A 25,997-nucleotide genomic window follows, 5' to 3' on the forward strand; every position below is an offset into this window, starting at 1 on the left:
AATGAGATATCAAGGATTGCTGCAAACGTACAAAGAGTACCTTCCGGTTAATGAAAATACACCTATGCTTACGCTTCAGGAAGGAAACACTCCACTGATTCACGCCGAAAATCTGTCCAAGGAACTTGGACTGAATCTATATTTTAAATACGAAGGCTTGAATCCAAGTGGTTCTTTCAAAGACCGCGGGATGGTAATGGCTGTTGCAAAAGCAATGGAAGAGGGCAGCCGTACCATCATGTGTGCCTCCACAGGTAATACTTCTGCAGCTGCTGCAGCATATGCAGCACGTGGTGGTCTGAACTGTATCGTATTGATTCCTAACAATAACATTGCACTGGGCAAGCTGGCACAGGCCATGATTTACGGAGCCAAAGTGATTGCGATTAACGGTAACTTCGACCGTGCACTGGAAATTGTACGTGAGATTACAGCGAAGCACCCCATCACACTGGTGAACTCTGTGAATCCTTATCGCATCGAAGGTCAAAAAACAGCTGCATTTGAAGTGGTTGATCAATTGGGTCAAGCACCTGACGTACTTGCAATCCCAGTCGGCAATGCAGGGAACATCTCTGCTTACTGGAAAGGCTTCAAAGAATACAAAGAGGCTGGAAAATCGGATTCCTTGCCGCGGATGGTTGGATTCGAAGCAGAAGGCGCGATGGCAATCGTTAAGGGAGAGCCGATTCTTGAGCCTGAGACTGTGGCCACTGCGATCCGCATTGGTAACCCGGCTAGCTGGAAGACCGCTGTGACCGCGGCTGAAGAGTCCGGTGGACAGATCAATTATGTAACGGACGAGGAAATCTTGATAGCTTATCGTACAATTGCAGCACGGGAAGGTATCTTCGCTGAACCGGCATCGGCTGCTTCGGTTGCGGGAGTATATAAATTGAAGCAGGAAGGATACTTTAAAGGCGGAGAGACGGTTGTATGTGTCTTGACGGGTCATGGTTTGAAAGATCCGAACATCGCGATCAAAACGGTAGCAACAGAGCCGCTTGTAGTAGATGATTCGGAAGAAGCGGTTATGGCAGCTATTGCTCAGCTGGAGCAGCAATCCGTATGAGTTTGCAGCAACGAGTTACAGTAAAAGTACCTGCAAGTACAGCCAATCTGGGTCCAGGGTTCGATACCCTGGGCATGGCATTGTCTTTGTATGCCTGGATTGAGATGAAGCCGTCCGAACAGACGGTGTTTCATCTGTATGGAGATCATCTGAATGGTTTGCCAACGGATAGATCCAATCTAATCTATGAAGTCGCACAGATGGTATTTAATGAAGCAGGCGTGTCTGTTCCTGAATTGGAGATTTCCATGTTTTCGGATATTCCTCTTACCCGTGGACTGGGAAGCAGCGCATCTGCCATAGTTGGTGCTCTGGCTGCTGCGAACGCCTTAATTGGTTCTCCGCTATCGGACGATAAGCTAATGGATATGGCTACTTCGCTCGAAAAGCACCCGGATAATGTGGGGGCTTCTCTATATGGGGGTATTATTGCGGCTGCTTGGGATGGCCGTCGTGTGGATCACATCCGTATTGAGCCGCATCAGGATTTACAGACGTTGGTCATTGTGCCAGACTTCGAACTATCGACTTCCAAAGCAAGAAATGTCATTCCACAGCAATTTGACAAGTCGGATGTCGTGCATAATATCAGCAGGTCTTCCCTGTTGGTTGCAGCGCTGGCAAGCGGGCGACTGGATGTGATACAAAGGGCGATGCTGGATCGTATTCACCAACCATACCGAGCATCTCTGGTACCCGGCATGACTGAAATTTTGGAACATGCTGTACAGCATGGTGCTTTGGGAGCTGCACTAAGTGGAGCCGGACCAACCGTTCTGACATTGGTGGATCGGCATGATCCCCGCAAAGCCGAGCTGGAACAGTATTTGATGGAGACCATGGGCAAGGAAGGCATTAATGCAACGCCACTATGGCTGGATCCGGACCTGGACGGTGTAACCGTGCTGCCTGATCAAGATGAACGTCCTTTTTTGGACAGAATTAAAGGGGAAGTTAAAGCATGAAACGAATTGCCGTATTACCTGAAGGCTCCGTTTCCCATGAAGCTGTAGAATTTCTGTTTAATGGGGAACCGCTGGAGCTGCTTCATTCCAAACTGATTTCTGATGTGTTTCGCGCCACGGATAGTGGCAAGTCACAATATAGCGTCATTCCCATTGAAAATACAATTGAAGGCTCCGTTAGTTTGCATATGGACTGGCTGGTTAACGAAGTGGATATTCCGATGCAAGCGGAGTGGGTGTATCCCTCCATACAAAATGTGATTGGACATGGTTCCGAGTTCGCTGACGGGAGCGGTGCATACGACTTCAGCAAAATTACCAAGATCATGTCTCATCCGGTAGCTATTCCGCAGTGCCAGAACTTTATCCGTCTTCATTCCCCAGATGCTGAGCTTGAGGGCGTCAATAGTACGGCAGAAGCGGTCGAGTTGGTAAAAAAGAATCCCGGAAAGGGCTGGGCCGCTATTGGCACCCGCCTTGCTGCACAAAAGCATGGATTGGATATCATGGCTGAACGGGTGACTGATCATGATAACAATTACACCCGTTTTGTACTTATTGGTCATGAACCAGTGCAGATTCAACGTGAGCCGGATCATGTAAAAACAAGTTTGCTGGTTACACTGCCTGAAGATGCACCTGGTGCTCTGCATCAAGTATTGTCCACATTCGCCTGGAGAAAGCTGAATTTGACTAGGCTGGAGTCTCGTCCTACCAAGAAAAGGCTGGGCAGTTACTATTTTTATATCGATGTTGAAGAAACCGTAGAATCCGTATTGCTTACAGCAGCCATGGCTGAGATTGAGGCATTGAATTGTCAGGTCCGTGTTCTGGGCAGTTATCCCTGCTATACATATCCTTCGTTGAAAACCACCTGATAAGCTGGTAGGATTTGCTGAGGATTGGCATTGAGATGGGTAAAACGTGAACGTAAAAGCTTGCCACATGTTGTACAATGTAATGGAACAATTCAAGATTCGGGAGATAATGATTGGAAATTAAACGGAGGTGCAGTCATCCATGTCAGAACAGTGGATTTATTTGGATGGTCAATATGTAACCAAGGAGAACGCAACCGTTTCCGTGTATGATCACGGCTTTTTGTACGGGGACGGAATTTTCGAAGGTATCCGGATTTATAACGGCAATATTTTCAGATGCAAAGCGCATTTGGACCGTTTGTACGATTCGGCAAAATCGATCAGTTTGAATATTCCTTTATCCTATGATGAAATGCTAGAAGTAATGGCAGAAACAGTGCGCCGCAATGATATGCGTAACGGCTATATCCGTTTAATCGTATCTCGTGGACCAGGTAATCTGGGTCTGGATCCGCTGCGCTGCCCGAAAGCGTCTGTTATTATTATTGTGGAGCAGCTGGCAATTTATCCTGAGGAAGCATATCTTACAGGGTTAAAGGCCGTATCTGTATCTCAACGCCGGAATATCCCGGATGCACTGAATCCCAAAATCAAATCATTAAATTATCTGAATAACATCCTTGTTAAAATCCAGTCCAACTATGCAGGTGTTGGCGAAGCAATCATGCTGAATTCCCAAGGATATGTTACCGAAGGATCAAGTGACAACATTTTCATTATCAAAAATGGGGTAGTCTACACACCGCCTTGTTACCTCGGAGCTCTGGAAGGTATTACGCGTCAGGCTATTATTGACCTGTGTGGGGAATTAGATCTGGAGTTAAAAGAAGTTCCATTTACCCTGCATGATGTGTACATCGCTGACGAAGTCTTTTTCACGGGAACAGCCGCAGAAGTCATCGCTGCATATGAGGTTGATGGAAGAACAATTGGATCGGGTGTAGCTGGTCCAGTCACGTTGAGACTGCTCGAAGCGTTCCGTCAAATTGTAGACAAAGACGGTTATAAGGTTTGGGAAGCTTAACCCTTCTAAACATATTGAAATGCAATATCCTTCTTGTCCAATAAGATCAGCATCCTACATAGGGTGCGGGTTTTGGAGGCGGGGAGGATTTTTTTTGTTTAGATGATGTCATTAGCCCAGTTTCTGCATAGGATGTAGTAACGGTATGGGCGAATGCACTGCCCAAGTAACACGTCTAGGAGGTTAGTTCCCCGTGAAAATACACATGGTGAAAAAAGGCGACACGCTATATTTACTGTCCCAAAAATATAATGTGGGCCTGGACAAAATTATTGCGGCTAATCCGCAAATTACTGATCCCGACAAGCTGGATATCGGTATGAAAGTTAAAATTCCTGCGGAGCCAGTAACACCAAAACCGGAAGGAATACTGCACAGTCACAAAGTCCAGCAGGGTGATTCTTTATGGAAGCTGTCTCAGGCTTGGGGAGTCTCATTGAAGGATATGATCAACGCAAACCCTCAGTTGAAAAACCCGAACGCCCTGCTTGTAGGAGAGACAGTCTATATCCCGTCCCAACCTGTTCAGGGAAATACGGTTACAGGAAGCAGTACGGGTAATGTTGCTGCTCATGAAAAGCTTTCACCTGAAGGCAAGGAATATACAGGTGTCAAAGAAGAGCCAGCACCAGCAGCACCACCAGCACCGGAAATACCTAAGGCAGTAGAAGAGGCGCCAGCCCCTACACCAGCCCCTTTACCAGCAAATTCTGTCATTCCAAATGTGATGCCTGAATTGGAAGTACTGCCGCAGTTACCTGAGCTCCCTGAGGTTAAACCGGAGAAGGCACCTGAGAAAAAAGAACAGGTGGCCCCAGCTGCCGAAGTACAGCCTTTGCCGGAAGTGCCAACATACACCATGCCTAATCTCTCTCCTGAAATTATGCCGCTACCAGTCATCCCTAATACGAAGTCGCCGTCTGTCGTTTCACCTGCGACCAAATCTCCTTGTGGCTGTGGTAAAAAACTGCATCATGCGCCGGCTGAGCATCCATATGCTCAAATCCCTGTCCCTGTTCAAGAGGTTTATGCTGTTCCTGAATCATCACATATTGCTGGATTTAATCACAATTCTGGGTTCCCAGGGTTACCTGAAGCTACTCCTTATTCGGTGAGCCCTTCTTACCAAGGTCAATGGACAGAGCAGAACCACAATAACTTTACGCCGAATTTGGCTCCTGAACATCAGCAGGACAATGTTTATCCAGCCTCACCCGCTGCACAAGTCAACAGCCCGTTCCCTCCATTTGTTGCAGATACACATATGAACCAGCAGCCGTTTATTTCCCCTTACTCAACACTTCCGTATCCACCTTGTGGATGTGGCGGACATACGCATAACCCGCATTACGGCCACACTGGATACAATTATCAGGATCCTGCGTGGGGGATGTATGGTTCATATGACCCGTACGGTGTACAGACGCATATGGGGCCAAACATTGTACCAAACCAGCCCGTAGAGTATGCATATCAGAATCCGTATCCTTCACAAAACATGGTGCCCCCATCTCCTCTGGGAGCTTTTGGGGAACTGTACCCAGCTCAAGGCAATGTTGGAACTAAAAAAGGCGGACGTGAAGAAGCGGATTTAAGCCAGTCCAATGTATCCGGAGAAGAAGTAACAGAAGCAGGGGGCAAAACCAAGCAAGCTTCTGCAAAAACCGGCACGGCAAAACGCAGAACAAGCAAATCAAGTGGTAAAAGAACATCCAAAGTATCTGTTTCTTCTGCAAATGGAAGACGTAACTCAGAGGCGGAGAAACGTAATACAACCAAAAAACGTCGTAATCCCTGGATACAGTCTTAGTTAATACAGACAGGATCGCAGATCCTGATTGTTAAAAAGAGGCCGGCCTATGTTGAAAGGCTGGCCTCTTGCTTTAAATAAGGAGAAGAATGAGGAAACGAAGGAATGTGAACTAGAAGTAAACGAAAAGTTGTAAAATAATTGTTAATTCGTTGTATGTGTGATAATATATCCATACGTTTTATTTTATCCCTATCTATATTATTTCAATTGATTTTGGTAGAGTTATTACTTATATAAAACCTATGAAATAAAAAAAAGAAAAAAGTGTTGCATTGATCTGATCGATATGTTATATTATTTAAGTCGCCGCTGAAACACAGCGCTGACGCGATAGAGAAACACATTAACCAAGTTTGATCTTTGAAAACTGAACAACGAGTGAGTAATCATCCTGCTTGCAGGATGAACAAATGAGATTTTTAATCTCGTCAGATTCAAAATGAGCTAATCGCTCTTTTCAATACTTTATTGGAGAGTTTGATCCTGGCTCAGGACGAACGCTGGCGGCATGCCTAATACATGCAAGTCGAGCGGACTTGATGAGAAGCTTGCTTCTCTGATGGTTAGCGGCGGACGGGTGAGTAACACGTAGGCAACCTGCCCTCAAGCTTGGGACAACTACCGGAAACGGTAGCTAATACCGAATACTTGCTTCCTTCGCCTGAAGGAAGCTGGAAAGACGGAGCGATCTGTCACTTGAGGATGGGCCTGCGGCGCATTAGCTAGTTGGTGAGGTAACGGCTCACCAAGGCGACGATGCGTAGCCGACCTGAGAGGGTGATCGGCCACACTGGGACTGAGACACGGCCCAGACTCCTACGGGAGGCAGCAGTAGGGAATCTTCCGCAATGGGCGAAAGCCTGACGGAGCAATGCCGCGTGAGTGATGAAGGTTTTCGGATCGTAAAGCTCTGTTGCCAGGGAAGAACGTCCTTGAGAGTAACTGCTCAAGGAGTGACGGTACCTGAGAAGAAAGCCCCGGCTAACTACGTGCCAGCAGCCGCGGTAATACGTAGGGGGCAAGCGTTGTCCGGAATTATTGGGCGTAAAGCGCGCGCAGGCGGTCATTTAAGTCTGGTGTTTAATCCCGGGGCTCAACCCCGGATCGCACTGGAAACTGGGTGACTTGAGTGCAGAAGAGGAGAGTGGAATTCCACGTGTAGCGGTGAAATGCGTAGAGATGTGGAGGAACACCAGTGGCGAAGGCGACTCTCTGGGCTGTAACTGACGCTGAGGCGCGAAAGCGTGGGGAGCAAACAGGATTAGATACCCTGGTAGTCCACGCCGTAAACGATGAATGCTAGGTGTTAGGGGTTTCGATACCCTTGGTGCCGAAGTTAACACATTAAGCATTCCGCCTGGGGAGTACGGTCGCAAGACTGAAACTCAAAGGAATTGACGGGGACCCGCACAAGCAGTGGAGTATGTGGTTTAATTCGAAGCAACGCGAAGAACCTTACCAGGTCTTGACATCCCTCTGACCGTCCTAGAGATAGGGCTTTCCTTCGGGACAGAGGAGACAGGTGGTGCATGGTTGTCGTCAGCTCGTGTCGTGAGATGTTGGGTTAAGTCCCGCAACGAGCGCAACCCTTGATCTTAGTTGCCAGCACTTCGGGTGGGCACTCTAAGGTGACTGCCGGTGACAAACCGGAGGAAGGTGGGGATGACGTCAAATCATCATGCCCCTTATGACCTGGGCTACACACGTACTACAATGGCCGGTACAACGGGCTGTGAAGCCGCGAGGTGGAACGAATCCTAAAAAGCCGGTCTCAGTTCGGATTGCAGGCTGCAACTCGCCTGCATGAAGTCGGAATTGCTAGTAATCGCGGATCAGCATGCCGCGGTGAATACGTTCCCGGGTCTTGTACACACCGCCCGTCACACCACGAGAGTTTATAACACCCGAAGTCGGTGGGGTAACCGCAAGGAGCCAGCCGCCGAAGGTGGGATAGATGATTGGGGTGAAGTCGTAACAAGGTAGCCGTATCGGAAGGTGCGGCTGGATCACCTCCTTTCTATGGAGAATCGTTTCCCGTAGCGGAAACATTCAAAAAGTCTTCAGGAAGCATGCTTCCGAAGCGAGCTTTACTTCGTAAAGCTTTTAACTCACTCGTTGCTCAGTTTTGAGAGCTCAAACTCTCAAACAGCTTGCTTTTGCATGGAGCTTGTTCTTTGAAAACTAGATATCGAAACGAAAATTGCGAATTAGAACATTCCTTTTAGCTGAACTTGTGTTAAAACAAGTTTCAATAAAACGGTAGATTGCTTTTGCTCATTGAGCATTTGGTTAAGCTACTAAGAGCACACGGAGGATGCCTAGGCGCTAGGAGCCGATGAAGGACGTGGCGAACAACGATACTGCCTCGGGGAGCTGTAAGCAAGCTTTGATCCGGGGATGTCCGAATGGGGAAACCCAGCTGGGGTAATATCCAGTTACTCATAACTGAATACATAGGTTATGTAGAGGCATACCAGGGGAACTGAAACATCTAAGTACCTTGAGGAAGAGAAAACAATAGTGATTCCGTCAGTAGCGGCGAGCGAACGCGGAACAGCCCAAACCAGAGAGCTTGCTCTCTGGGGTTGTGGGACGTCTCACATGGAGTTACAAAGGAACCGGTTAAATGAAGAGGTCTGGAAAGGCCCGCCAAAGAAGGTAAAAGCCCTGTAATTGAAAGTCTGTTCCCTCCGAGACGGATCCCGAGTAGTGCGGGGCACGTGAAACCCCGTATGAATCCGGCAGGACCATCTGCCAAGGCTAAATACTTCCTAGCGACCGATAGTGAAGCAGTACCGTGAGGGAAAGGTGAAAAGCACCCCGGAAGGGGAGTGAAATAGAACCTGAAACCGTGTGCTTACAAGAAGTCAGAGCCCATTTTAGGGGTGATGGCGTGCCTTTTGTAGAATGAACCGGCGAGTTACGTTCCCGTGCAAGGTTAAGGTGAAGAGCCGGAGCCGCAGCGAAAGCGAGTCTGAATAGGGCGACATAGTACGTGGACGTAGACCCGAAACCGGGTGATCTACCCCTGTCCAGGGTGAAGGTGCGGTAACACGCACTGGAGGCCCGAACCCACGCACGTTGAAAAGTGCGGGGATGAGGTGGGGGTAGCGGAGAAATTCCAATCGAACTCGGAGATAGCTGGTTCTCCCCGAAATAGCTTTAGGGCTAGCCTCGGAAAACAGAGTCGTGGAGGTAGAGCACTGATTGGGTGCGGGGCCCGCAAGGGTTACCAAGCTCAGTCAAACTCCGAATGCCATAGACTTACTTCCGGGAGTCAGACAGTGAGTGCTAAGATCCATTGTCAAAAGGGAAACAGCCCAGACCATCAGCTAAGGTCCCCAAGTGTGTGTTAAGTGGGAAAGGATGTGGAGTTGCACAGACAACCAGGATGTTGGCTTAGAAGCAGCCACCATTGAAAGAGTGCGTAATAGCTCACTGGTCGAGTGACTCTGCGCCGAAAATGTAACGGGGCTAAACACACCACCGAAGCTATGGCTTGATGCTTGCATCAGGGGTAGGGGAGCGTTGTATAAGGGTTGAAGGTGTACCGTAAGGAGCGCTGGACATTATACAAGTGAGAATGCCGGTATGAGTAACGAAAAGATCAGTGAGAATCTGATCCGCCGAAAGCCTAAGGGTTCCTGAGGAAGGCTCGTCCGCTCAGGGTAAGTCGGGACCTAAGGCGAGGCCGAAAGGCGTAGTCGAAGGACAACAGGTCGAAATTCCTGTACCACCGTAAATCGTTACGAGCGATGGGGGGACGCAGTAGGGTAGTGACGCAGACTGATGGATGTCTGTCCAAGCAGTAAGGCTGATGTGTAGGCAAATCCGCACATCATTAAGGCTGAGCTGTGATGGGGAGTGAAAATTACAGTAGCGAAGGTCATGATCTCACACTGCCAAGAAAAGCCTCTAGCCAGATGAAGGTGCCCGTACCGCAAACCGACACAGGTAGGCGAGAAGAGAATTCTAAGGCGCGCGGAAGAACTCTCGTTAAGGAACTCGGCAAAATGACCCCGTAACTTCGGGAGAAGGGGTGCCCCGGTAGTGTGAATAGCACGAGGGGGCCGCAGTGAAAAGGCCCAAGCGACTGTTTAGCAAAAACACAGGTCTGTGCGAAGCCGTAAGGCGAAGTATACGGGCTGACGCCTGCCCGGTGCTGGAAGGTTAAGGGGAGCGGTTAGGGAGTAATCCCGAAGCTGTGAACCGAAGCCCCAGTAAACGGCGGCCGTAACTATAACGGTCCTAAGGTAGCGAAATTCCTTGTCAGGTAAATTCTGACCCGCACGAATGGCGTAACGACTTGGGCGCTGTCTCAACGAGAGATCCGGTGAAATTTTAATACCTGTGAAGATGCAGGTTACCCGCGACAAGACGGAAAGACCCCATGGAGCTTTACTGCAGCTTGATATTGAATTTGGGTACGATCTGTACAGGATAGGTGGGAGCCTTTGAAGCATGAGCGCCAGCTTGTGTGGAGGCACCGTTGGGATACCACCCTGATCGTATCTAGGTTCTAACCTGGTGCCCTTAGCGGGTACGGGGACAGTGTCAGGTGGGCAGTTTGACTGGGGCGGTCGCCTCCTAAAGAGTAACGGAGGCGCCCAAAGGTTCCCTCAGAATGGTTGGAAATCATTCGAAGAGTGCAAAGGCATAAGGGAGCTTGACTGCGAGACCTACAAGTCGAGCAGGGACGAAAGTCGGGCTTAGTGATCCGGTGGTACCGCATGGAAGGGCCATCGCTCAACGGATAAAAGCTACCCTGGGGATAACAGGCTTATCTCCCCCAAGAGTCCACATCGACGGGGAGGTTTGGCACCTCGATGTCGGCTCATCGCATCCTGGGGCTGAAGTAGGTCCCAAGGGTTGGGCTGTTCGCCCATTAAAGCGGTACGCGAGCTGGGTTCAGAACGTCGTGAGACAGTTCGGTCCCTATCTGTCGTGGGCGTAGGAAATTTGAGAGGAGCTGTCCTTAGTACGAGAGGACCGGGATGGACGTACCGCTGGTGTACCAGTTGTTCCGCCAGGAGCACCGCTGGGTAGCTATGTACGGACGGGATAAGCGCTGAAAGCATCTAAGCGTGAAGCCCCCCTCAAGATGAGATTTCCCAGTATGTAAGACCCCTTGAAGACGACGAGGTAGATAGGCTGGGGGTGGAAGTGCAGTAATGCATGGAGCTGACCAGTACTAATCGGTCGAGGGCTTATCCAAATTGCAGGTTCTAGTCGCAGTTTTCGTTTCGGATCTAGTTTTCAGAGAATAATCTCTGAGTATAGCAGCATCGTTTGGTGGCGATGGCGGAGGGGTTCCACACGTACCCATCCCGAACACGACCGTTAAGCCCTCTAGCGCCGATGGTACTTGGACCGAAGGGTCCTGGGAGAGTAGGACGCTGCCAAGCGAACTCTTTCATCTTACATAGAAAACAGGCTTTGCATGTTAACGTTGTATGATGTTGCGTTTGCCCTGCAAATGCATATTATTCCCTGATAGCTCAGTTGGTAGAGCACTCGACTGTTAATCGAGTTGTCACAGGTTCGAGTCCTGTTCGGGGAGCCAGTAAGGCCCGTTGGTCAAGGGGTTAAGACACCTCCCTTTCACGGAGGTAACAGGGGTTCGAATCCCCTACGGGTCATATATGGAGGCTTAGCTCAGCTGGGAGAGCATCTGCCTTACAAGCAGAGGGTCGGGGGTTCGAGCCCCTCAGCCTCCACCATATAATTTTTATAACGACGCGGGGTGGAGCAGCCCGGTAGCTCGTCGGGCTCATAACCCGAAGGCCGCAGGTTCAAATCCTGCCCCCGCAATTATACTTTCCTAACAGAAAGTGATTTGGAACCGTGGTGTAGTTGGCCTAACATGCCTGCCTGTCACGCAGGAGATCGCGGGTTCGAATCCCGTCGGTTCCGCCATCTTGATTATGCTTCAGGGATGAGAATCCGCTTTTGGGTTCGTCGGAGCATACACTTCGAGAGCATCAGCTTCGCAGTCTCGAACGAAGTGAGAGTATCCCGTCGGTTCCGCCATTTATTATTTAATGCCGCATGCGGACGTGGCTCAGCGGTAGAGCATCGCCTTGCCAAGGCGAGGGTCGCGGGTTCGATTCCCGTCGTCCGCTCCAATTATTTTGCGCCCTTAGCTCAGCTGGATAGAGCGTTTGACTACGAATCAAAAGGCCGGGAGTTCGAATCTCTCAGGGCGCGCCATTATAAAACTTATTTGCCGGCGTGGCGGAATGGCAGACGCGCTCGACTCAAAATCGAGTGGGAAACCGTGGAGGTTCGAGTCCTCTCGCCGGTATAACATAACGGGATGTAGCTCAGCTTGGTAGAGCACCTGGTTTGGGACCAGGGGGTCGCATGTTCAAATCGTGTCATCCCGATCTTAAGTAGTGGACTATCTTACTATAGATAGTCCACTTTTATGTTTTCTAAAATAATGAGGAAAGTACTTTGGCTTTTCACATTGGGTTAATTTTGCATAAAGCATAATCCTTTCGGTCACACTAGGTTTAAAAAAGTGATAGAAGGGGTTCATGTGAACACGTTTAAATTCAGAAAACAGTTTAAAAGACGATGGCGGCGTTGGAAACGAACGGCATGGATGGCTGCCTCATTGGTGGCTATTACTATCCTGGCATACAGCGGGTTGTCGATTTCATCTCACATTGAGCGGTTGTTAACCACTAACTTCAGTGAGGCCGCTACAGCCATGGCTCCAGTCACGGAAGAACGTTCCGAAGAAGAGGTACAAAGTATATTGGGACGGCTTGGGTCCGAGACGGATCGTTTAACTTCTGTGGTTATGGAGACGCATTATATTTGCGGAATTGAAACGGAACAATTGGGGAAAATGGCCCTACCTCAATTAAAAGTGTTACTTCAACAGCATCCGGAGTGGGAGGCTGAGGTAGTGACTACTGATACATTGCAAATTAAGAAACAAGTAGATGATCTTTCACCGCTATGCAAGGAACAGGCATATATCAGCGTGGATGCGGTTGGTAATCTTAATCTTTACGAAGGTCGACCTGCAGAAGAAAAAGTAATTCGCACTTTTTTTCAAATGGACGTCGGATCGCTGGAGAGCTCTTTGCCTGAAGGGGTACTGGAGCAGCTACAGCAAGGTATCCGTGTACAAGACAAGGATGAATATAACAGCGTGATTTCGACTTTTAGTGATTATGCCATTGATGGACCACATAAAGAAGAGCTTCGAAATGGCGGATAAATGGATAACATCCAAAGTGGTCATACTGAGAGGTCAATCATGGGACATCGAGAGATGTCCTTTTTGTCGTAGTAAAAATAACCAGTCGACAAGGACAAGCATATCGTGCAGAAAAGCCAGTATGATGCCGAACCATGCACTCCTGAGAATAGACAAAGTTTTTCCTGTCGCAGGGTCTATCTTTTGTTATAATGAAATGAACGATACATATGTTCGCTTTATTGTAAGGGAGAGATGGTTTTGCGTTTTTTGGGAATAGACCCGGGGATTGCGATTGTCGGTTTTGGATTTGTGGATAAGATCGGTAGTAAAGTGGTACCCGTACAATATGGCTGCATTCAGACTGAAGCCCATACACCTGAAGAAGAGCGGCTGCTTCACGTGTATGAAGGCATGGTGCAGTTGATCGATAAATATAAACCGGATGCAGTCGCACTGGAGAAACTTTTCTTTAACCGGAATGTAACTACAGCGATGTCTGTCAGTCAGGCAAGAGGCGTCATGGTGCTTGCTGCTGCTCAGAAGGGATTGCCTATAGCGGAGTATACTCCAATGCAGATTAAACAGGCTATTGTAGGATACGGTAAGGCAGAAAAGCGGCAGGTACAGGAAATGGTCAAAATGTTTTTGCGTTTGCAGGTTATACCGAAGCCGGATGACGTAGCGGATGCTCTGGCTGTGGCTGTATGTCACGCGCACTCATATACATTAAATTCCAAGTTGAATGAGGTATTGCGAAAATGATTGATTTTCTAAGAGGACAGTTCGTACATGTAGAGAATGACTATATTGTGCTGGATGTTCATGGCGTGGGATACCGCGTATTCTGTCCCAATCCGTTTGCGTTTGCGAAGCAGGAAGGCGAGATCACGGTGTATACCCATCATCATGTGCGTGAAGACGCGATGCTGCTATTTGGGTTTGTTACACGGGAAGAACAGCGTTTGTTCCGCAAACTAATTGAAGTATCTGGTATCGGACCAAAGGTGGCACTGGGTATATTGGCCGGTGGTACGCCAGACCATGTCGTTACAGCGATCTACCAGGAGAACCTGACGTTCCTGACGAAGCTGCCGGGTATCGGCAAAAAGACAGCACAACGCATGATTTTGGATTTGAAAGACAAGCTGGACGGGTTTGGAGCAGCGGCTTATGCTACAGGCTTGTTTGCCCCACCTTCTGAAGAAGCGGGAAGCGGTTCGGCCTGGGATGAGGCTCGGGACGGTTTGAAGGCTCTCGGTTATACAGACAGTGAGCTAGATAAAGTGTGGCTGAAGTTGAAAAAGGATGTAACATCGGCTGATTCTGTTGATGTGTTGATGAAACGTGCGCTGCAAATGCTGTTTACCGGATAGTTGAATTTGCATATATAATGGCAGTAGCCCGCACAAAAAAAGGTAGGGATGAACATGGATGAACGAATTATTTCCGCTAACCTGATGATGGAGGATCAGAATGTTGAACTGAGTCTCCGTCCCCGGTATCTGAATGAATATATCGGGCAAAACAAGGTTAAGGAAAATTTGAAAATATATATTGAAGCTGCCAAATTACGCAATGAAGCATTGGATCATGTGCTGCTTTACGGTCCGCCAGGACTTGGTAAAACGACACTTGCCAATATCGTTGCCAACGAATTGGGCGTAAACTTGCGTACCACATCGGGACCGGCGATTGAACGACCGGGTGATCTCGCTGCACTGCTGACGAATCTGCAGGAAGGCGATGTTCTGTTTATTGACGAGATCCATCGTCTGCATCGTACCGTTGAAGAAGTAATGTACCCAGCCATGGAGGACTCTGCCCTTGATATTATGATCGGAAAAGGTCCAAGTGCGCGTTCCGTGCGATTGGACCTTCCACCATTCACCTTGATTGGGGCTACAACACGCGCTGGATTGCTGTCTGCACCACTTCGAGACCGGTTTGGTGTAATCAGTCGGTTGGAGTTTTATACCGTGGATGAGCTCGCTTATATCGTCTCACGATCTACGGAAATTTTGGGCGTCGAAATTGTTGGCGATGCTGCAGAAGAGATTGCTCTCCGATCACGCGGGACACCGCGAATTGCCAATCGTTTGCTAAAACGGGTACGTGACTTTGCCCAGGTAAGGGGCGATGGAATCATTACCCAGGCACTGGCTGAAGAAGCGTTGAAACGACTTCAGATTGACCCGCGCGGCTTGGACGAGATTGATCACAAGATGCTTACATCTATGATTAACAGTTTCCGCGGAGGACCCGTTGGACTGGATACGATAGCAGCTACGATTGGTGAAGAAAGTCAGACGATTGAGGATGTCTATGAGCCTTATCTTCTGCAAATCGGTATGATTCAGCGTACACCAAGAGGCAGGGTTGTTACGGATCTGGCTTATCATCATCTTGGTTTGCCTATACCACCGAGGGACGGAAAGTAAACCAGGTTCTGTAGTTCTTAAAAAACCAAATTGAAGTTTTTATGAAAACTTCCCGATATAACGTGTAGAAACAGCATGGAGAGGAGTTTGAACGTGGGGAAAGCATTACAAAAGAAGAAGTGGAGTCGGCGGTTAAAGGTATTGGCTGCTGCACTCTTAACAGTGGGATGTCTGCAAGTGCCCGCTTTTGCTGCAGAGAGTAACGGACAGATGATTCGGGTAGCCATGTTTGCGAATCTGGGGAGCACATATAAGTCAACGACACCTCTCATCACACTTGAATCCACTGGTAATTGGAGCATTGGATCAGAGAGTGGGGCAGGAGTTACACTTCCTGCTGGTCAAATTCGTTTCAGTGCAGATGGCTTCCGCGTGAAAGTGCTGGAAACCGGGGACTTCAAGACTGCTGCAGCAGCAGCAAAATTGTTGCAGGCGACCAGTGATAAACCATTGCTGTTCACAACGACGTTGAGCGGTAAGGCCACGTATCAATTATACACAGGAAATTATGCGACAGAAGCTTTGGCTACACAAGCCGTTGCACGAGTGCAAAAGGTGGCAGCAGCCGGGCTCAGCGGTCAAAAACCAGTGGTAACTGGAAACAAACACTTGTCTGCAGGGAGCTACAGTTCGCTTCAGGAAGCGGAGGCTGCACAGGGATCGCTCTTAGCCGCTGGAGTCAATGCTATTACCGTATTGCAGTTGAGTGGCGGGGCTCAAGGATATTCAGTATGGGTCGGGGAAGCGGTAACGGACGCCGAACTTGCAGCATTGAAAAAAACGGTGGAAGTCAAGGTGCCGGGCGTGAGCTTGACGCCAGTATCTGACAGCAATGTGCTCATGATCCGACAGGATGCGGGACTCAGCACAGATACGCTGAAAATTGCTCCACATTACACAATTGCAGGCAGTGAAGCAAAAGCTTATGTACAGGGTGATGGAAGTGGGATTAAAGTGTTGGAGCGTTCAGCGCGGACATACCGTGGGGACATGGAAGTTAGTATCGTAGGCGGAGATTTGGCTTTGGTCAACGTTGTCCCGCTGGAGCAGTATCTATACTCGGTTGTAGGCGCTGAAGTATATTCATCCTGGCCGGCAGAGGCTCTGAAAGTTCAGGCTGTCGCAGCTCGTTCCTACGCACTTCAACAGGGAGAGCGATTCAAAATCGCCAATGTTGTGGATACGACACTCAGCCAAGCGTATAACGGAATAGGCTCGGAGAACGATAAAGTAACAAGTGCAGTAGATGCAACAGCAGGTGAAGTCATCAAAAGCGGCGGTAAAATCGTTGAAGCTGTGTTCTCTTCCAATGCTGGGGGCCAAACGGCTCACCCATCGGAAGTATGGAATGGGGGCGCAGGCGTATTCAGTAATGTGGACAGCCCTGGAGATGCGTCAGCTCAGGCAGGTTTACACACATGGTACCATGTACTGCTAAGCTCAGGTGTTAGTGGATATATCCGTGAGGATAATGTAAAAGAATTAGCGACTAAAACAGAAGCAGGATTGTCCAAAGTCACAGTCACTGCCCAAAACACCAATGTACGTCCCATTCCGCTAATCCAATCCACGGTTGAACCTGTGGCGAAAATGAACCCGGGCACGGAGGCTGTTGTTTTGGCCAAAGTGGCTCAATCCAATGATTACGCGTGGGTAAGAGGACCATTTACCTCTGCTGCGTTGGTTAAAGCGTTACAAGGGAAAACAACGACCACCGTTCCGGCATCTATTTCAACTCTGGAGGTCACAAAGCGTGGACCTTCAGGAAGAGCTCTTGAAGTGAGTGCGAATGGACAACCTTTGACAGTCAAATATGCAGATACATATCGTTCTGCACTTGGAGGATTACCGAGTACTTTATTTGATATTGCAGGGACCGGAAGTTATACTGTATTAGGCGCTGACGGGCAAACCTCAAGCAAAACCGGATCAAAAGGTGCTGCTGTGTTGTCCGCTTCCGGAACGGGAACATCATCCGGCAATGCTCTTGTCGTTATGAGCGGTGATGGTCAAGCCAGAGCAGTAACTCAGGGGCAAACCTTCATGTTTATTGGCCAAGGTAATGGTCACGGATTGGGCTTGTCTCAATGGGGTGCCAAAGGTATGGCAGATGAAGGGTATGATTACCAGACAATATTGAAACACTATTATCAAAATGCGACTATTGTTAAGGAATGAATTGAAAATGAATGTGAACTTATATGATTTTGAATTACCAGAGCAGTTGATTGCACAGACGCCTTTGCTTGATCGTACGGCATCGCGACTGCTGACATTGAACAAGGAGAACGGTGAGGTTAACCATCGCTCGTTCCCGGATATCATCAATTTTCTAGAGCCTGGCGACACTTTGGTATTGAATGACACGCGGGTATTGCCAGCGAGACTGTTCGGTACAAAAGAAGATACCGGAGCCAAAGCTGAGGTACTCCTGCTGAAAAATGTGGAAGGTGACCGCTGGGAAGCTCTTGTCAAACCAGGGAAGAGGCTGAAAGCCGGTTCAGTTATTGTATTCGGTGATGAGCTTAAGGCTGTTATTGATGAAGAAGGCGAAATGGGTGCACGTACCCTCACATTCTCCTATAACGGAATCTTCCAGGAGATCCTGGATCGTTTGGGCGAGATGCCACTGCCTCCTTATATTAAAGAGACTCTGGATGATCGTGAAAGATACCAGACGGTGTATGCAAAGCACGAAGGATCAGCAGCGGCTCCAACAGCTGGGCTGCATTTTACGGATGAGCTGCTGGATCAGATCCGTGCCAAAGGCGTCAATGTTACTTTCATTACGCTTCATGTTGGTCTCGGAACATTCCGCCCAATGTCTGTTGATGTTGTGGAAGAGCATGAGATGCACGAAGAGTATTACTCCATGTCTCAGGAAACGGCGAACCTGATTAACGAAACGAAGAAACGTGGTAACCGTGTAATTGCAGTAGGAACGACGAGCTGTCGAACGCTTGAAACGGTAGGCAGCAAGTTTGAAGATGGAGTGCTTCAGGAGAGCAGCGGCTGGACCAAAATCTTTATCTACCCAGGTTACAATTTCAAAGTTATAGATGGCATGCTTACAAACTTTCATTTGCCGAAATCGACACTTGTTATGTTAGTTAGTGCACTTGCAGGCAGAGAACATATCATGCATGCATATGAGCAGGCGATTCAAGAGAAATACCGCTTTTTCAGTTTTGGCGATGCCATGTTAATCTATTGATTCACAAAGGCATACTGAAGCTAACGATTAATTTTAGAGGATGATTAAAACCAATGGCAGCAATAACGTATGAACATATCAAAACATGTAAACAATCCGGTGCACGTCTGGGACGTGTACATACACCGCATGGTATTATCGAGACACCAACCTTTATGCCTGTTGGTACACAGGCGACTGTAAAAACAATGAGTCCTGAAGAGTTGAAGGAGATGGATGCACAGATTATTCTGAGCAATACCTATCACCTGTTCCTCAGACCAGGACATGAGATTGTTCGCCAAGCTGGCGGTCTGCACAAGTTCATGAACTGGGATCGGCCGATTCTGACGGACAGCGGCGGGTTTCAGGTGTTTTCCCTCAGTGAGATGCGCAAAATTACAGAAGAAGGCGTTCACTTCCGTTCCCACCTGAATGGAGACAAGAAGTTCCTTTCACCTGAGGTGGCCATGGAAGTTCAGAACGCGCTCGGCTCCGATATTATGATGGCATTCGATGAATGTCCTCCGTATCCGGCTGAATATGAATATGTAAAAAAATCACTCGAAAGAACGAGCCGCTGGGCGGAACGCTGTCTCGAAAGTCATGCTCGTCCGCATGATCAAGGCCTGTTTGCCATCGTACAGGGAGGCATGCACGAGGATTTGCGTCGTCAGAGCGCCGCAGATTTGACTTCCATGGATTTCCCGGGGTATGCTATTGGTGGACTGAGTGTTGGAGAGCCGAAACATTTGATGTATGGCGTATTGGATTACACAGTACCGCTGTTACCTTCCAATAAACCACGTTACTTGATGGGAGTAGGTTCGCCCGATGCATTGATTGAGGGATCGATTCGTGGAGTGGACATGTTCGACTGTGTCCTGCCTACCCGGATTGCCCGTAACGGAACAACAATGACAAGTCAGGGACGACTCGTTGTTCGTAACGCCAAGTTTGCAACCGATTTTGGTCCACTGGATCCTGAATGCGATTGCTACACTTGTCGTAACTACTCCAGAGCTTACCTGCGTCATTTGATCAAAGCGGATGAAACATTTGGCTTGCGTTTGACGACCATTCATAATCTTCATTTCTTGCAGAATTTGATGCGCAATGTGCGCAAAGCCATAATGGAAGATCGTTTGCTTGATTTCCGTGATGAATTTTTCGATCAATATGGTCTTCATGACAATGACAAAGGTTTCTGATCAGGTTTTGCAGAACCGGAGAAACGCGTAGTATTTGTAAGTATAGTCGATAAGGGGGAGTTTTGAATGTTTCAGGGAATGCCTTTACAAGCGGCCAATGCGGGCGGTGGAATTGTATCTTTGATTGTACCTTTGGTACTCATGGTCGCGATTTTCTACTTCTTGATGATTCGTCCACAAAACAAAAAGCAAAAGCAGCGCAATGCGATGCTGAACCAGTTGAAAAAGGGCGATAAAATTGTAACGATCGGTGGCCTTCACGGTACAATCGCTGAAATTACGGACGATGTTGTTGTACTTCGTGTAAACGATGTAACTAAGCTTACATTCGACCGTAATGCGATCAGCAGTGCAGTGAGTCGTGAAACCGCTGTTGAATAGATTATTCTAGTTTGTTGCAGAGAACCGGATCTCTTAGGAGGTCCGGTTCTCTTTTTCTTTTTCTCTGTAAGGTCATAAGATTCAAACTTTCTACGATCTGTGTGTATTCACCCCGAAAATTCCTCCGAGTGCCGAAATCAGAAATGCGCTTGCAAGCTGCAGACTGTCTTTCCAATTGAATGAAGCATCCAAAGCGAGGAAACCAATAAGCAATACGATCAATCCATAAATGATACCGGTTAGCCCTCCATGGTACCAGCCTTTTTCGCCAGACCGTTTTCCCGCTACAAATCCTCCAACCAGCAAAGACAAGCCATGAACGACATACGTGTAAAGCGAAAGTTCTTGCTCCCGCATGCTGCTCATCCAGAGAAAGAGGGAGAGGATTAACGCTCCCAGTAACATCCATACAAAAGCATGGCAGAGGCCCGACAAAATCGGGTTGGACATTCGAAACGAAATCACTCGGCGAATCAGCTGCATGAAGCAACCCCCTTGTACAAGTTTGAAATTATTACATTGTATGGTCAAGCCTCAGTAGTTATGAACTGAATTTTCCATTAAATGAACAATCAAGATTCGCATGAGCATATCTGGTTCCGGTCAAAATAGGGATTACGCTTCAGGTATCTGTTTGTAAACCAGATGTGAAGGAGGGAGCATGTTATGAGTTTTTCGGATATAGGAGCACATATTTTTCGAACGATTCTCATGTATTTTATCGTCTATGGAGCCATTCGGGTTATGGGTAAAAGGGAAATAGGCAAGCTGTCCATGTTTGATCTGGTTGTGTCCATTATGCTTGCCGAGATAGCAGCATTTGTCATTGAGGATACGGATAAGCCGTTGTCTCACGGCATTGTGCCCATGGTGACCGTACTTGTTGTTCAGATTGGCATGGCTTTTCTAAGTCTCAAGAGCCGTCGTTTACGACTCATGATTGATGGCAAACCGACGGTACTCATCTCCAAAGGTACACTGCATCGCGATGAAATGCGCAAACAGCGGTATAATTTGGATGACCTGCTGCTGCAGTTGCGTGAACAGAATATCGATAGTATTGGTGAAGTCGAATTTGCCATTTTGGAAACGACCGGGAAATTAACCGTTATCCCCATGAATAACTCTTCTTCGGGCCAAGGATACAGTTCATCGCAAAATAATATGAAAAAGCCTAGGCAGGACAAGATTGATGGCTTTCAAAATATTAAATATGAGGGTCTCCCCCTGCCGTTAATTATGGATGGTAAAGTCCAAGACCAAAATTTGGAGCTGATCCAGAAAACACGTTTTTGGCTGAAGAATCAGATACAACAGAAGGGTGTGCTCGATTTTAAGGATGTGTTTATATGCTCCATCGACCATAATGGCAAAGTATTCGTAAGCCTGAAGGATGATAAAAAATAGCGATAGTCTTCTTATTTCCGAGAACGTCTTTGGAACCAGGAACCAATGATCGGCATCCGGGAGAGATCGTGAAAGTCTATCATGCGGGTCATGCCCATCACAATAAAATAAACAATGAGACCAGCAAGAGGGGCAAGGATCATTCTCAGCCAGAAGGGCAGCAAAATGGCCGTATGTTCATAAACCAAAAGGGTTGCTGCTCCCATAATAACCATGCCGGTTGCTGTTTTGACCCAATCCATCCATTTGAACCGGAACTGAAGCAAATTGCGCACACTTCTGGCATGTAAAAGAGTAACCACAGTTGAGTTCACACAGATCGCAATCACTGCACCAAAAATGCCGTATTCAGGTTTGGATGCTAGCAGCAAAATCAAAGTGATTTTAATGACCGCACCGATAAATGTATTGAGAAGAGCTTTTCCTGGACGATCCAGTGCCTGCAGAGCAGCTTGAAGAGGTGCCTGGATGTAGATAAACAGAGCAAAAGGAGCCATAAGTTTAAGCATGCTTCCAATCGATGCATCATTATACAGTACTAAGCACATCGGTTCGGCAAGCACATACATAAAAACAGAAAAAGGGGCACCTGTGACGAGGGCAAGCCGCAGTGCCTGGTGCATCCGTTTATGGATGAGCGCCCGATCCCCCTGTGCGGATGCTTCAGACAGGGAGGGAACAAGTGATGTGGCAAGTGATGAAGTGAGTGCACCCGGCAGAAGCAGCAGCGGAATGATCATGCCTTGTAACGCACCATATTGAGCGGTCGCCAGTCCACGGGATATGCCTGCAAGAGCCAGACTCTGAGCGGTGACAATGGTTTCAGCAAGGTAGGAAAGTGAGCCTACAAGTCTGCCTGCTGTTACGGGTACAGAGATGGCCAGGAGGCGTCTGATCAATCCTGATTGTGATGCATTTGAATCAACGGGTAGTGCGGGTGAAGGCACATTTGCATTTGGTGGGATCAGATGATTGGAGCGCTCAGGATCCTTTTTATGTCTGTTATAATTCCATAGCAGTACAAGCATGCCGACAAATTCACCAACGAGGGCCCCGAGCATGGCCCCTGCTGCTGCCTGGGCAATACCTTGCGGGAGAAGCAGCCAAGAGAACCAGATCACGCAAATAATGCGTACAATGGTTTCCGTAATGGAGGAAGCGGCAGTAGGAATCATATTCTGCTTGCCCTGAAAATACCCGCGATACACCGCGGACACAGCTATGATTGCAATCATCGGACTCATGCTCACAAACGTATGATACACCCTCTCATCCGTCAGAACATAACGTGTAACCCAAGGGGCAAAGACAATGCACAGAAACATGAAAACAACGCCAAGGGTCAAGGTGAAGCTTAGACTAATCTGTAATATGCGCTGGGGAGAATAGCGATTGGCCCCTGTATCTGCTTCCGCAACGAGTTTAGCAACGGCGAGCGGTATACCTCCGGTAATCAACGTCACAAGTACGATGAAGAAAGGATAGCTCAGCTGATACAAACCAACCCCTTCTGCTCCGATCACGCGAGGCAGCGCAATACGGGGGATAAAACCGAGAATGCGATTAATAATGCCTGCTGCAAGCAGGATCATGGCTCCCTGGATAAATGTCTGTTTCTTCAAAACTACCCCTCTTTCCCGGTTGAAAGTAACAGGTCTTGTAAACGGGACAAAGCCGTTGTTCTTCATCCTATGCCAGTCCACTGTCTTCTCATGACAACTTGGACTTCATTAACAAAAAGATCCAGATTGGGCAAGCAGGAATCTGAATATATGAAGTCGAATTATGTAATATTGATGCCGCATAAAGGCTTGTGCGTAAGAAGGGAGGCGCTCCCCGCTTGGAAGAAATGAACGATATGGAGCTGGAAGAATCCATTGAGATGTTATGTCGCAGCAAGGCGGAGGAATTAAGGCTCGTCGGGTACGAATATGTGACCAGCAAAGATGTCTGGAATTGCGTTAGTCATAAATATGAAAAACAGGGCATTCCACCGCTTCATCAATTGGTGAACGACATTTTGTCACTGAAAGCAACAAGCTTTATGAACTTTATGACCGTTTCTGCATACCGGGGGTCCTCTTTCTAACGAAAGGGATCTTTTTGTGTTGGAAATTGACTGCTTTTTACGGCATCGCTATAATAGGAATATTGAGAATGAAGGGGGATCTAGGAACGGCATGAAGAGAATTATCAGTTTCATTCTGGTCGTGCTTGTGACCACAGGAGTCATGTTGGGCACAAGTCCGGGCCTGCTCAAAAATATTCGCTTGGGCCTTGATTTAAAGGGAGGCTACGAGATCTTATATGAAGCAGAGCCGCTGGAACAAGGGCAGCAAGTTACCAAAGCTTCTTTGGTACAAACTGCAAGAAGTCTGGAAAGCCGTGCCAATGCGCTCGGAACAAGCGAGCCGGAAGTAACCACTGAAGGAACCAACCGGATTCGTTTGAAATTGGCTGGTGTTACGGACGAGGCTGAAGTAAGAGCCAAAATGAAAGAACCTGCCGTCCTGACCTTCCGTAGTAAAGCGGAGAATGACAAGGAAGGCGAGTACACAAAGATCGAGCTTCGAGGAAACGAATTTGTTGAGAACGGCGCAAAAGTGACTTTCAATCAGCTGAATGAACCGATGATTGACATTCAGGTTAAGGATAAGGCGAAATTTTCTGAAATTACAAAGCGCCTTATTGGACAACCTCTGGCCATCTATCTGGATGATCAGCTGCTCTCTGCCCCAACCGTACAGCAGCAATTGACGGACGGTTCAGCGCAAATCACAGGCAGTTATACACGTGAGGAAGCAAACCAGCTGCGTGATACCATTAACCTGGGTGCACTTCCTCTGAAACTTACAGAGAAATACTCGCAAAGCGTTGGAGCAACGCTGGGTAAATTATCACTCGACCAAACGATTAAAGCAGGCTTGATCGGTTCCGTTATTATTTTAGTGTTCATGATTGGTCTGTATCGCATTCCAGGGATCATCGCAAGCTTTGCCTTGATTACACATACGTGGCTGGTACTCGCGATCTTCTATATGGGCGAATTTGTGCTTACCCTTCCGGGTATTGCTGCATTTATTCTGGGTATAGGGATGGCAGTTGACGCCAACATCATTACGTACGAGCGGATTAAGGAAGAAATGCGGAGTGGTAAATCGATTCTGTCGTCAGTTAAGGCGGGAAGCAAACATTCCTTCCGTACCATTATCGATTCCAATATCACAACCATCATTGCTGCGGCCGTTATGTTTTTCCTGGGTACAGGTGCAGTCAAAGGTTTCGCGCTCGTGCTGATTTTTGACATCGTCACCAGCATTATCACGAATATTTTCTTCTCCCGCTTCCTGTTGACCCTGCTTGTGCGGGCTAACGTGTTGAAGAAGCCTAAGTACTTCGGAGTGAAGGAGAGTGAAATTCGTGCGCTTTAATTGGAACTTTGATTACATTAAGGGCAGTAAAATTGCCTATACGTTCTCCATTATTTTGACTTTGGCAGGGATTATCAGTTTGTTCTCCCTTGGATTGAATTATGCGGTTGATTTCCGATCAGGCTCGAATGTGGATATTACCGTATCCAAGGCAATTACTTCAGAACAAATTACTCCGATTATCAAAGACATTGGTGCGAATGAAGGCGATGTTAACATTACACCAGGTGCCGACCGAGTTAACGTTCGTTTCTCCAACGTATTGGATGAGACACAAGAGAGCAAGTTCAAAGAAGAGTTCACCAAGCTGGACCCAGAGGCTTCTTATGAAGTCAATACCGTAGACCCGGAAATGGCTAAAGAGCTTGAGCGTAACGCAATCTATGCGGTCCTCATTGCAAGTATCGGGATTATGATCTACGTAGCTATTCGGTTTGAGTGGCGCTTTGCTGTGGCAGCAGTTGTTTCCCTGTTCCACGATGCATTTGTAGTCATTAGTGTGTTCTCCATCTTCCGTTTGGAAGTGGATCTGACCTTTATTACCGCTGTATTGACGATTGTCGGTTTCTCCATTAACGATACCATTGTTATTTTTGACCGTATTCGGGAGAACCTGCGTTTCGCCAAGAAAACAACAAAAGCCGACTTGCGTGAAGTGGTAAACCGCAGTTTGGCTCAAACGATGACACGCTCATTGAACACGACATTTACAGTCTTTGCGGCATCCATCTGTTTGTTTATCTTCGGTGGAGAGTCCATTCGCATGTTCTCGCTTGCGATGGTAATCGGGACACTGTTCGGTGCATATTCATCCATCTTCATCGCAGCACCACTGTGGCTGGCTCTCAAAGGAAAACAAGTGGACAAGCCGAAAACGGCAGCCAAAGCATCCAACTAAACATCTTATTTGCAAGCCGCGTCTGTCAGGCGCGGTTTTGCAACTTTACGTACAGGATTAAGGGGGA

General features: G+C 47.9%; 19 protein-coding genes, 9 tRNA genes and 3 rRNA genes. 29 read left to right on the forward strand and 2 right to left on the reverse strand.

Features of this window, described 5'->3' with window-relative positions; genetic code table 11:
- Window position 1 precedes the first annotated feature (1 nt).
- The 25 genes from thrC to yajC all read left to right on the forward strand — a co-directional run bounded on the left by thrC (window position 2) and on the right by yajC (window position 20,194).
- Window positions 2–1,072, forward strand: coding sequence for a threonine synthase (gene thrC / locus ABIC22_RS15670; protein ID WP_354481997.1), 1,071 nt, complete (start codon window positions 2–4; stop codon window positions 1,070–1,072).
- The gene (gene thrB, locus ABIC22_RS15675) at window positions 1,069–2,037 is read left to right on the forward strand and encodes a homoserine kinase (RefSeq protein WP_354482000.1); all 969 of its coding nucleotides are present in this window, start codon (window positions 1,069–1,071) and stop codon (window positions 2,035–2,037) included. Before thrC ends, thrB begins: the two co-directional genes overlap by 4 nt.
- On the forward strand, window positions 2,034–2,915 hold the full coding sequence (pheA, locus tag ABIC22_RS15680) for a prephenate dehydratase (RefSeq protein ID WP_127541103.1): 882 nt from the start codon (window positions 2,034–2,036) through the stop codon (window positions 2,913–2,915). Before thrB ends, pheA begins: the two co-directional genes overlap by 4 nt.
- Before the next feature lie 142 nt (window positions 2,916–3,057).
- On the forward strand, window positions 3,058–3,942 hold the full coding sequence (gene ilvE / locus ABIC22_RS15685) for a branched-chain-amino-acid transaminase (RefSeq protein ID WP_095293327.1): 885 nt from the start codon (window positions 3,058–3,060) through the stop codon (window positions 3,940–3,942).
- A gap of 193 nt (window positions 3,943–4,135) precedes the next feature.
- A complete protein-coding gene (locus ABIC22_RS15690; protein WP_354482004.1) occupies window positions 4,136–5,752 on the forward strand; it encodes a LysM peptidoglycan-binding domain-containing protein in 1,617 nt (538 codons plus the stop codon).
- A gap of 468 nt (window positions 5,753–6,220) precedes the next feature.
- Window positions 6,221–7,772, forward strand: a 16S ribosomal RNA gene (locus ABIC22_RS15695).
- A gap of 270 nt (window positions 7,773–8,042) precedes the next feature.
- A 23S ribosomal RNA gene (locus ABIC22_RS15700) occupies window positions 8,043–10,970 on the forward strand.
- Window positions 10,971–11,043: 73 nt separating this feature from the next.
- Window positions 11,044–11,160, forward strand: a 5S ribosomal RNA gene (gene rrf, locus ABIC22_RS15705).
- Together the 16S, 23S and 5S rRNA genes with 9 tRNA genes alongside form the textbook arrangement of a ribosomal RNA operon.
- An 82-nt stretch (window positions 11,161–11,242) precedes the next feature.
- Window positions 11,243–11,318, forward strand: a tRNA-Asn gene (locus tag ABIC22_RS15710).
- Window positions 11,319–11,322: 4 nt separating this feature from the next.
- A tRNA-Glu gene (locus tag ABIC22_RS15715) sits at window positions 11,323–11,394 on the forward strand.
- Between the two features lie 5 nt (window positions 11,395–11,399).
- Window positions 11,400–11,475, forward strand: a tRNA-Val gene (locus ABIC22_RS15720).
- Between the two features lie 17 nt (window positions 11,476–11,492).
- Window positions 11,493–11,566, forward strand: a tRNA-Met gene (locus tag ABIC22_RS15725).
- A 27-nt stretch (window positions 11,567–11,593) separates the two neighbouring features.
- Window positions 11,594–11,671, forward strand: a tRNA-Asp gene (locus ABIC22_RS15730).
- Between the two features lie 134 nt (window positions 11,672–11,805).
- Window positions 11,806–11,880 (forward strand) — tRNA-Gly (locus tag ABIC22_RS15735).
- A gap of 8 nt (window positions 11,881–11,888) precedes the next feature.
- Window positions 11,889–11,965: transfer RNA gene (locus ABIC22_RS15740), tRNA-Arg, on the forward strand.
- A 15-nt stretch (window positions 11,966–11,980) separates the two neighbouring features.
- Window positions 11,981–12,059 (forward strand) — tRNA-Leu (locus tag ABIC22_RS15745).
- Between the two features lie 8 nt (window positions 12,060–12,067).
- Window positions 12,068–12,141 (forward strand) — tRNA-Pro (locus tag ABIC22_RS15750).
- A 155-nt stretch (window positions 12,142–12,296) separates the two neighbouring features.
- The gene (locus ABIC22_RS15755) at window positions 12,297–12,989 is read left to right on the forward strand and encodes a BofC C-terminal domain-containing protein (protein ID WP_354482007.1); all 693 of its coding nucleotides are present in this window, start codon (window positions 12,297–12,299) and stop codon (window positions 12,987–12,989) included.
- A 240-nt stretch (window positions 12,990–13,229) separates the two neighbouring features.
- On the forward strand, window positions 13,230–13,733 hold the full coding sequence (gene ruvC / locus ABIC22_RS15760) for a crossover junction endodeoxyribonuclease RuvC (RefSeq protein WP_127538612.1): 504 nt from the start codon (window positions 13,230–13,232) through the stop codon (window positions 13,731–13,733).
- Complete coding sequence (gene ruvA / locus ABIC22_RS15765) at window positions 13,730–14,344, forward strand: Holliday junction branch migration protein RuvA (protein ID WP_183522189.1); 615 nt, start codon at window positions 13,730–13,732, stop codon at window positions 14,342–14,344. The genes ruvC and ruvA overlap by 4 nt, the downstream gene beginning before the upstream one ends.
- 54 nt (window positions 14,345–14,398) lie before the next feature.
- On the forward strand, window positions 14,399–15,409 hold the full coding sequence (gene ruvB / locus ABIC22_RS15770; RefSeq protein WP_354482012.1) for a Holliday junction branch migration DNA helicase RuvB: 1,011 nt from the start codon (window positions 14,399–14,401) through the stop codon (window positions 15,407–15,409).
- Window positions 15,410–15,484: 75 nt separating this feature from the next.
- Window positions 15,485–17,587, forward strand: a complete 2,103-nt coding sequence (locus ABIC22_RS15775) for a SpoIID/LytB domain-containing protein (protein WP_483312550.1) — start codon at window positions 15,485–15,487, stop codon at window positions 17,585–17,587.
- A 7-nt stretch (window positions 17,588–17,594) separates the two neighbouring features.
- Entirely contained in the window at window positions 17,595–18,623 is a 1,029-nt protein-coding gene (gene queA, locus ABIC22_RS15780) for a tRNA preQ1(34) S-adenosylmethionine ribosyltransferase-isomerase QueA (RefSeq protein WP_354482018.1), read from the forward strand.
- 53 nt (window positions 18,624–18,676) lie between these two features.
- Window positions 18,677–19,813, forward strand: coding sequence for a tRNA guanosine(34) transglycosylase Tgt (gene tgt / locus ABIC22_RS15785; RefSeq protein WP_095289474.1), 1,137 nt, complete (start codon window positions 18,677–18,679; stop codon window positions 19,811–19,813).
- 66 nt (window positions 19,814–19,879) lie between these two features.
- Entirely contained in the window at window positions 19,880–20,194 is a 315-nt protein-coding gene (gene yajC / locus ABIC22_RS15790; protein ID WP_153979752.1) for a preprotein translocase subunit YajC, read from the forward strand.
- Window positions 20,195–20,284: 90 nt separating this feature from the next.
- Here yajC and ABIC22_RS15795 read toward each other — a convergent pair whose 3' ends face one another.
- A complete protein-coding gene (locus ABIC22_RS15795; RefSeq protein WP_095359806.1) occupies window positions 20,285–20,677 on the reverse strand; it encodes a TIGR04086 family membrane protein in 393 nt (130 codons plus the stop codon).
- Window positions 20,678–20,860: 183 nt separating this feature from the next.
- On the opposite strand from ABIC22_RS15795, the gene ABIC22_RS15800 reads away from it, so the two are divergent.
- On the forward strand, window positions 20,861–21,601 hold the full coding sequence (locus ABIC22_RS15800) for a YetF domain-containing protein (protein WP_127538617.1): 741 nt from the start codon (window positions 20,861–20,863) through the stop codon (window positions 21,599–21,601).
- A gap of 11 nt (window positions 21,602–21,612) precedes the next feature.
- On the opposite strand, the gene spoVB is transcribed toward ABIC22_RS15800, so the two are convergent.
- Complete coding sequence (gene spoVB / locus ABIC22_RS15805) at window positions 21,613–23,223, reverse strand: stage V sporulation protein B (RefSeq protein WP_354482023.1); 1,611 nt, start codon at window positions 23,221–23,223, stop codon at window positions 21,613–21,615.
- A 227-nt stretch (window positions 23,224–23,450) separates the two neighbouring features.
- On the opposite strand from spoVB, the gene ABIC22_RS15810 reads away from it, so the two are divergent.
- The 3 genes from ABIC22_RS15810 to secF all read left to right on the forward strand — a co-directional run bounded on the left by ABIC22_RS15810 (window position 23,451) and on the right by secF (window position 25,930).
- Window positions 23,451–23,690: a post-transcriptional regulator gene (locus ABIC22_RS15810; RefSeq protein WP_095289489.1), complete on the forward strand. Its 240-nt coding sequence runs from the start codon at window positions 23,451–23,453 to the stop codon at window positions 23,688–23,690.
- A 91-nt stretch (window positions 23,691–23,781) separates the two neighbouring features.
- Window positions 23,782–25,032: a protein translocase subunit SecD gene (gene secD, locus ABIC22_RS15815; RefSeq protein ID WP_354482026.1), complete on the forward strand. Its 1,251-nt coding sequence runs from the start codon at window positions 23,782–23,784 to the stop codon at window positions 25,030–25,032.
- Entirely contained in the window at window positions 25,022–25,930 is a 909-nt protein-coding gene (gene secF, locus ABIC22_RS15820; protein ID WP_354482029.1) for a protein translocase subunit SecF, read from the forward strand. The genes secD and secF overlap by 11 nt, the downstream gene beginning before the upstream one ends.
- Window positions 25,931–25,997: the final 67 nt, after the last annotated feature.

The organism is Paenibacillus sp. PvP094 (assembly GCF_040546835.1).
In the GTDB taxonomy this organism is placed as follows: domain Bacteria; phylum Bacillota; class Bacilli; order Paenibacillales; family Paenibacillaceae; genus Paenibacillus; species Paenibacillus illinoisensis.